At 68.5% G+C, this 6,498-nt stretch carries 8 protein-coding genes; 5 read left to right on the top strand and 3 right to left on the bottom strand.

Annotation, left to right across the window (positions count from 1 at the left end):
* A partial coding sequence (locus B2U11_RS05700) for a ketose-bisphosphate aldolase (RefSeq protein WP_292070506.1) occupies positions 1 to 822 on the top strand: 822 nt, incomplete at its 5' end.
* A 7-nt stretch (positions 823 to 829) separates the two neighbouring features.
* Here B2U11_RS05700 and B2U11_RS05695 read toward each other — a convergent pair.
* Positions 830 to 1,453, bottom strand: a complete 624-nt coding sequence (locus tag B2U11_RS05695; protein ID WP_292070505.1) for a DUF2799 domain-containing protein — start codon at positions 1,451 to 1,453, stop codon at positions 830 to 832.
* A gap of 93 nt (positions 1,454 to 1,546) precedes the next feature.
* Between B2U11_RS05695 and B2U11_RS05690 the strand changes: the two genes are divergently transcribed.
* The 4 genes from B2U11_RS05690 (at position 1,547) to rpoH (ending at position 4,976) form a co-directional block, all read left to right on the top strand.
* Positions 1,547 to 2,554 carry an RluA family pseudouridine synthase gene (locus B2U11_RS05690; protein ID WP_414632937.1) on the top strand — a complete coding sequence of 336 codons (1,008 nt, stop codon included), beginning with the start codon at positions 1,547 to 1,549 and terminating at the stop codon, positions 2,552 to 2,554.
* Between the two features lie 10 nt (positions 2,555 to 2,564).
* On the top strand, positions 2,565 to 2,870 hold the full coding sequence (locus B2U11_RS05685; RefSeq protein ID WP_292070504.1) for a GNAT family N-acetyltransferase: 306 nt from the start codon (positions 2,565 to 2,567) through the stop codon (positions 2,868 to 2,870).
* A gap of 4 nt (positions 2,871 to 2,874) precedes the next feature.
* Positions 2,875 to 3,858 carry a ThuA domain-containing protein gene (locus tag B2U11_RS05680; protein WP_292070502.1) on the top strand — a complete coding sequence of 328 codons (984 nt, stop codon included), beginning with the start codon at positions 2,875 to 2,877 and terminating at the stop codon, positions 3,856 to 3,858.
* A 230-nt stretch (positions 3,859 to 4,088) separates the two neighbouring features.
* Positions 4,089 to 4,976: an RNA polymerase sigma factor RpoH gene (rpoH, locus tag B2U11_RS05675; RefSeq protein WP_201215982.1), complete on the top strand. Its 888-nt coding sequence runs from the start codon at positions 4,089 to 4,091 to the stop codon at positions 4,974 to 4,976.
* Between the two features lie 11 nt (positions 4,977 to 4,987).
* On the opposite strand, the gene B2U11_RS05670 is transcribed toward rpoH, so the two are convergent.
* Complete coding sequence (locus B2U11_RS05670) at positions 4,988 to 5,791, bottom strand: response regulator (RefSeq protein ID WP_201215979.1); 804 nt, start codon at positions 5,789 to 5,791, stop codon at positions 4,988 to 4,990.
* Between the two features lie 64 nt (positions 5,792 to 5,855).
* Positions 5,856 to 6,498 (bottom strand): adenylosuccinate synthetase (locus tag B2U11_RS05665; protein WP_292070499.1); only part of this gene is annotated, 643 nt, incomplete at its 5' end.

The following is a 6,498-nucleotide window of genomic DNA, read 5'->3' as shown; positions in this document are numbered from 1 at the left end:
GCCACCTGCGCCACCGCCATCCAATACGGCTTCACCAGCGTCATGATGGACGGTTCGCTGGAAGAGGACGCCAAGACCCCGGCCTCCTACGAGTACAATCTCGACGTCACCCGCCGGGTGGTCGAGATGGCGCACGCCTGCGGCGTCTCGGTGGAAGGCGAACTGGGCGTGCTGGGCAGCCTGGAAACCGGCATGGGCGAAGCCGAGGACGGCCACGGCTTCGAGGGCAAGCTGGACCACTCCCAGCTGCTGACCGACCCGGATCAGGCGGTCGAGTTCGTCGCAGCCACCAAGGTCGACGCCCTGGCCATCGCCATGGGCACCAGCCACGGCGCCTACAAGTTCACCAAGAAGCCGGACGGCGACATCCTGGCCATGAACGTAATCGAGGACATCCACCGCCGCCTGCCCAACACCCACCTGGTGATGCACGGCTCCTCCTCGGTGCCGCAGGACCTTCAGGACATCATCAATCAGTACGGCGGCCAGATGCCCCAGACCTGGGGCGTGCCGGTCGAGGAGATTCAGCGCGGCATCAAGCACGGCGTGCGCAAGGTCAACATCGACACCGACAACCGCATGGCCATCACCGGCGCCATCCGCAAGGTGCTGGCCGAGAAGCCGGGCGAGTTCGACCCCCGCGCCTATCTGAAGCCGGCCAAGGAGGCGATGAAGAAGCTCTGCATGGAGCGCTACCAGCAGTTCGGGTGCGAGGGCCAGGCCTCCCGGATCCGCCCCCTCTCCACCGCCCAGATGGCCCGCCGCTACGCCTCCGGCGACCTGGACCCGTCCTTCCGGGGCGCCGCGGTCAAGGCCGCCTGATCGACCGTCAGACCGGGTAGCGGCCGACCAGTTCGCGCCGCACCCGGTGCAGGTCCCATTCGGCGAGATCCAGCGCGTCGCGCGCCTCGCGGGCGCTCCGGCGTGCATCCCGAATCTCGCCCCGCACCTCCTGGATGCGATCGCGTATCCGCTCCTTCTCCTCGTCGGTCAGGCCCTCGCCGCGCAATTCGCGCTGCTTGGCGTCCAGCTTTTCCTCCCGATCGACGATCCGGGCCTCGGCGCTGTTCAACGCGCTCTCGGCGCTCTCCACAGCCGCTTCGACGGCATGCAGTTGCTGCCCGTCGCGATAGGCCGGCAGGAAGGCCGCCTCCTCTTGCGGGCGACAGACGCCATTATAGGCATTGCCTGATCGCCCTTCGGACCAGCCGCGCTCGACGGTGCAATAGCCTCGCAGGCCGTCCTCACGCGCGGATTCATAGGCCCCCGGGTTCGGCGCCACCTGATACCTGGCGCAGGCCTGCGCATGGTCGTCCAGACGCGTCATTGGATAGCCGGCCATCCCGTCGGCATAACCCTTCTCGCCCCAGGCGCCGGCCAGGCACTCATCCTTGCTCATCGTCGTGCAACTGCCTAGCAGCAACGCCGCCGCGACCAGCCCGGCGGCGATCATGGTCCGTCCCATTGGTATGTCCCCACGCCCCCGCCTCAACTATCGAACGGCGTCACCGCTCGCGCAAGCGATGTGCCGTGCTAGGGAGTACCCGTGCCCGCCCCTGATCCCATCGAAGACGATGACGACGCCCCGGCCGAAGTGCTGGAGGCGCCTATCGACGCGCCCGGCGTCCGACTGGACAAGGCGCTGGCCGACGTTTTTCCGACCCTGTCGCGCGCGCGCCTCCAGGCCCTGCTGGCCGCCGGCGCCGTCAGCCGCGACGGCGTCGTCCTGACCAGTGGATCGGCCAAGGCCCAGCCCGGCCTCTACGCCGTCGCCCTGCCGCCCGTCGCCCCCGCCGATCCGCAAGCCGAAGCCATCCCGCTGACCGTCCTGTACGAGGACGCGGACCTGATCGTGATCGACAAACCCGCCGGCATGGCCGCCCATTCGGCGCCGGGATCCGAGACCGGCACCCTGGTCAACGCCCTTCTGGCCCATTGCGGCGACAGCCTGTCCGGCATCGGCGGGGTGGCGCGGCCCGGCATCGTCCATCGCCTGGACAAGGACACCTCCGGCGTCATGGTCGCGGCCAAGACCGACCGGGCCCACGCGGGCCTTTCGGCCCTGTTCGCCGCCCACGACATCGAGCGCACCTACATCGCCCTGACGCGCGGCGCCCCCTCGCCCGCCCGCGACCGCATCCAGACCCGTATCGGCCGCTCGACCGCCGACCGCAAGAAGATGGCCGTCCTGCGCGCCGGCGGGCGCGAGGCGATCACCGACTATGTCGTCCAGTCCGCGTTCGGCCGACCCGCCAGACCAGGCGGCGCGCCGATGGCCGCCCGCGTCGCCTGCACCCTGCAAAGTGGACGCACCCACCAGATCCGCGTGCATATGGCCTCACGGGGCGCGCCCCTGCTCGGCGACCCGACCTATGGCTCGGGCAGCCCGGCCGCCCCCGTCCGCGCCGCGATCGCCCAGGCAGGCCTGGGGCGCCAGGCGCTGCACGCGGCCATCCTGGGCTTCGTCCATCCCGTCACCGGCGAAAGCCTGCGCTTCGAAACCGCGCCGCCCGCTGATATGATGCGGCTGGAGCAGCTGCTGTCGCAGCTTTGAGGAGCCGTCGATGACCGACCCGGAAATCCGCGACAATCCCGACCGCCACCAGTACGAACTGCCCATCGACGGCGAGCTGGCCGTCGTCACCTACAACCTGTCGCCCCCCAATCTGATGATCACCGAGACCCTGGTGCCCCAACGGCTCGAGGGACGCGGCATCGCCAGCCGCCTGGCCAAGCATGTGCTCGCCGACGCCAAGGCGCGCGACCTGCTGATCCTGCCGGTCTGCCCCTTCTTTTCGGCCTATCTCCAGAAACACCCCGAGCACGCCGACGTGGTCCATCCGACCTATCGCGGCATCCTGGGAATCTAGCGCTATGCTTCGTCGGCTGCTCGGCCTGCTGTTCGTCTTCGGACTGTTCGCGGGCGAGGCCGACGCGCAGGATCGGCCCCTGCGCGTCCTCTACCTCAGCCAGTCGGTCGGCTTCGTCCACGAGACCGTCCGGCGCCCGTCCGACGGCCTGGCGCCGTCCGAACGGGCGCTGCAGGCCATGGCCCGCGACAGCGGCGCCTTCACCGTTGAACTGACCCAGGACGCCCGCGACATCACCCCCGCCCGCCTCGCGGACTTGGACGTCCTGGTCTTCTCAACCACCGGCGCCCTGCCGATCGACCAGCCGACCTGGGCGACGATCGTCGCCTGGATCGACCGCGGTCGCGGCGGCTTCGTCGGCGTTCACAGCGCCGCGGATACGGCCCTCGATTTCGAGGGCGGACGACAGGTCTATGTCGATCTGATCGGCGGGCTGTTCGACGGCCATCCCTGGACGCAGGGGACGCCGATCCGTCTGGCCAATCTCGAGCCCGGCCATCCGCTGACCGCCATGTGGGCAGCCGTGACCGACTACGCCGAAGAAATCTACCAGTATTCGGGCTTCGAGCCTGGGCGGGTCCGCGTCCTTCAGGCGCTGGACATGACCGCCGGTCCTTTGCGCCGGCCCTACCCCGTTCCGGTGACCTGGGTGCGCCAAGTGGGCCAGGGCCGGCTGTTCTACACCAACCTGGGCCACACGCCCTCGACCTGGGACGACCCGCGGTTCCGGCGCCAGATCGTCGAGGCCATCCGCTGGACGGGCGGCCGGACGGAAGCGGCCGCGGCGCCGAACCCGACGGTTCAGGACGCCGCCGCCCTGGCCGCCTTCGCCGCTGTCGAAGGGCTGTCTCCTGCGGCCTCCCCGGCCGATCCGGCGGCGACCGCCGCCGCCGTCCGCGATCTTCAGCGGCTTCATCCGGATAAGCACGACGGCGATCCGACCGCCTGGGACCAGGCCGTCGCGCGCATCCGCGCCTCCTTCCGCTAGTTGCGTCGCCCCCTGTCGCTCCCGGCCTTGAATAGCAACCGCCTTTGTTCTATATTGGATTTCGATCGGCACGAGTGGCGTCCGGGCCACGGTCACGCTTTCGTGTGACGAAGCGCCCCTAAAAAAGGCCGCAACCCATCGCCACTTGTCCGGTTGAGGGGAGAGGCGTCGATGCACGATCGTGGTCGACGGCGAAGCGCCCGCTCGTTCAAGACGGTCGGAGGGACCATATGGCTGCCAACAACACGCTCGCGATCATGTCGCCCGAACAGGGCCTGTCGCGCTATCTGACGGAAATCCGCAAGTTTCCGATGCTGACCAAGGACGAGGAGTTCATGCTCGCCAAGCGCTGGTCCGAGCATCAGGACCCCGAGGCCGCGCATCGTCTCGTCACGTCCCATCTTCGCCTGGTGGCCAAGATCGCCATGGGCTATCGCGGCTACGGCCTGCCGATCGGCGAAGTGATTTCCGAAGGCAACGTCGGCCTGATGCAGGCCGTCAAGAAATTCGACCCGGACAAGGGCTTCCGCCTGGCCACCTACGCCATGTGGTGGATCCGCGCCTCGATCCAGGAATACATCCTGCGCAGCTGGTCGCTCGTGAAGATGGGCACCACGGCGGCGCAGAAGAAGCTGTTCTTCAACCTGCGCAAGGCCAAGAGCCAGATCTCGGCCTTCGAGGAAGGCGACCTGCACCCGGAGCACCTGTCCGCCATCGCCACCAAGCTGGGCGTGTCGGAGCAGGAAGTCACCGACATGAACCGCCGCCTGGGCGGCGACGCTTCGCTGAACGCGCCGCTGCGCGCCGACGGCGAAAGCGAGTGGCAGGACTGGCTGGCCGACGACACGGCCGTCTCGCAGGAGACCCAACTCGCCGAGGACGAGGAAAAGGGTATCCGCATGGGCCTGCTCCAGGAAGCCATGGAGGAGCTGACCGACCGCGAAAAGCACATCCTGACCGAGCGCCGCCTCAAGGACGATCCGGTCACCCTGGAAGAACTGGCCGGCCAGTACGGCGTCAGTCGCGAACGCGTGCGTCAGATCGAGGTTCGCGCCTTCGAAAAGCTGCAGAAGGCCATGCGCGCGGCCGCCGAGGAACGAAACCTGGTCGACGCCTGACGGCGCGCGGGTCAGCCGGCCTGCCGGGCCGGCGCCGGCGCGTTCGGGTTCAGCGACAGGATCGCCCCGATGGGTTGGGCCAGTCCGGTCTTGTTCGGCGATCCAGAGGCCAGATAGCCCTCCAGCGCGGCGGCGGCGATGGCCAGCTTGGCGTCGGCGGTCCGCACCGCCAGCCCCTTCAGCGTCTCCGCCTGCTGGCGAATGGCCCGCACGGCCTGCATCGGGTCCTGGTCGAACTGGGTCATGGCCGCCACCAGGATGCGCGTCGCCTGATCGCGGACGTCCACCACGCTGCCGCCGTCTGTGTCGCCGCGCCGCTTCTTGGCGCCGCTGTATTCGCCCGAGTTGAACCGGCGTCGGTCCGGCCCGACATAGCCGACCGCCTCGACCCAGGGACGGGGCTTCAGGGCGACGTTCTCGACCCGCTTGAACAGGTCGCCGGTCGTGAAGGGCTTTCTCAGGAACTCGTGCACGCCCGCGTCGCGCGCGCCTCGGATCGTCGCGGCGGTCGCCTCGGCCGTGACCATGATGATCGGCGCGGTGCGGCACGTCATGTGCGAGCGGCGCACCTTGCGCGCCAGGCTTTCGCCGTTCAGCGTCGGCCCCGAATGTTCGATGAAGATGACGCCGGGCTCGACGTCGCGGATCAGCTCCATCGCCAGATCTTCGTCGCCCTCGACATAGACCTCGCGCGCGCCGAACCCCTTGACGATGTCGGTCATCAGGCGCGCGGCGGAGGCGTTCGGATCGACGACGACCACCCGTCTGACGACGGGCGCGAGGCGACTCAGGGTCTTGGAGTCGGCGGTGAACACGGTCTGGCTCCCTGGCTAGGGGATTACCCTTAACCTCAACACCGTTAAGACCCGTTGAACGCCGTCATCCCTGGAAAGGGTCGCGCATCAGAATCGTGTCGTCCCGCTCCGGGCTGGTCGACAGCAGCGCAACCGGTGCTCCGATCAGCTCCTCGATACGTCGCACGTATTTGATGGCGTTGGCGTTGATGTCCTTGAAGCTGCGCGAGCTGGCGGTGCTTTCGCTCCAGCCTTCCAGCTCCTCGAACACCGGCTCGGCCGCCGCCTGGTCCTTCAGGCTGGACGGCAGATAGTCCAGCACCTCGCCGTTGACCCTATAGCCGACGCAGATCTTCAGCGTCTCCAGCCCGTCCAGCACGTCCAGCTTGGTCAGCGCGATGCCGTCGATGCCGTTGATCGCCACCGACTGGCGCACCAGCACCGCGTCGAACCAGCCGCAGCGCCGGGCCCGGCCGGTGTTGACCCCGACCTCGCGCCCCACGGTCGCCAGATGCTGGCCCACCGCGTCGTTCAGTTCGCAGGCGAACGGCCCCTCGCCCACGCGGGTCGTATAGGCCTTCACGATCCCCAGCACATATCCGACGCCCTTGGGCCCGACGCCCGACCCCGCCGCCGCCTGCCCCGCCACGGTGTTGGAGCTGGTCACGTAAGGGTAGGTGCCGTGATCCACGTCCAAAAAGGCGCCTTGCGCCCCCTCGAACAGCACC

Source organism: Brevundimonas sp. UBA7534, assembly GCF_002479325.1.
Lineage (GTDB): Bacteria > Pseudomonadota > Alphaproteobacteria > Caulobacterales > Caulobacteraceae > Brevundimonas.
Note: the sequence above shows the minus strand (reverse complement) of the source record. Positions and strands in the feature narration are given on the sequence as shown.

Coding starts and splice junctions, on each gene's coding strand:
- B2U11_RS05695 (WP_292070505.1), bottom strand. CDS start 1,453: ATGATCGCCGCCGGGCTGGTCGCGGCGGCGTTGCTGCTAGGCAGTTGC.
- B2U11_RS05685 (WP_292070504.1), top strand. CDS start 2,565: ATGACCGACCCGGAAATCCGCGACAATCCCGACCGCCACCAGTACGAA.
- B2U11_RS05680 (WP_292070502.1), top strand. CDS start 2,875: ATGCTTCGTCGGCTGCTCGGCCTGCTGTTCGTCTTCGGACTGTTCGCG.
- rpoH (WP_201215982.1), top strand. CDS start 4,089: ATGGCTGCCAACAACACGCTCGCGATCATGTCGCCCGAACAGGGCCTG.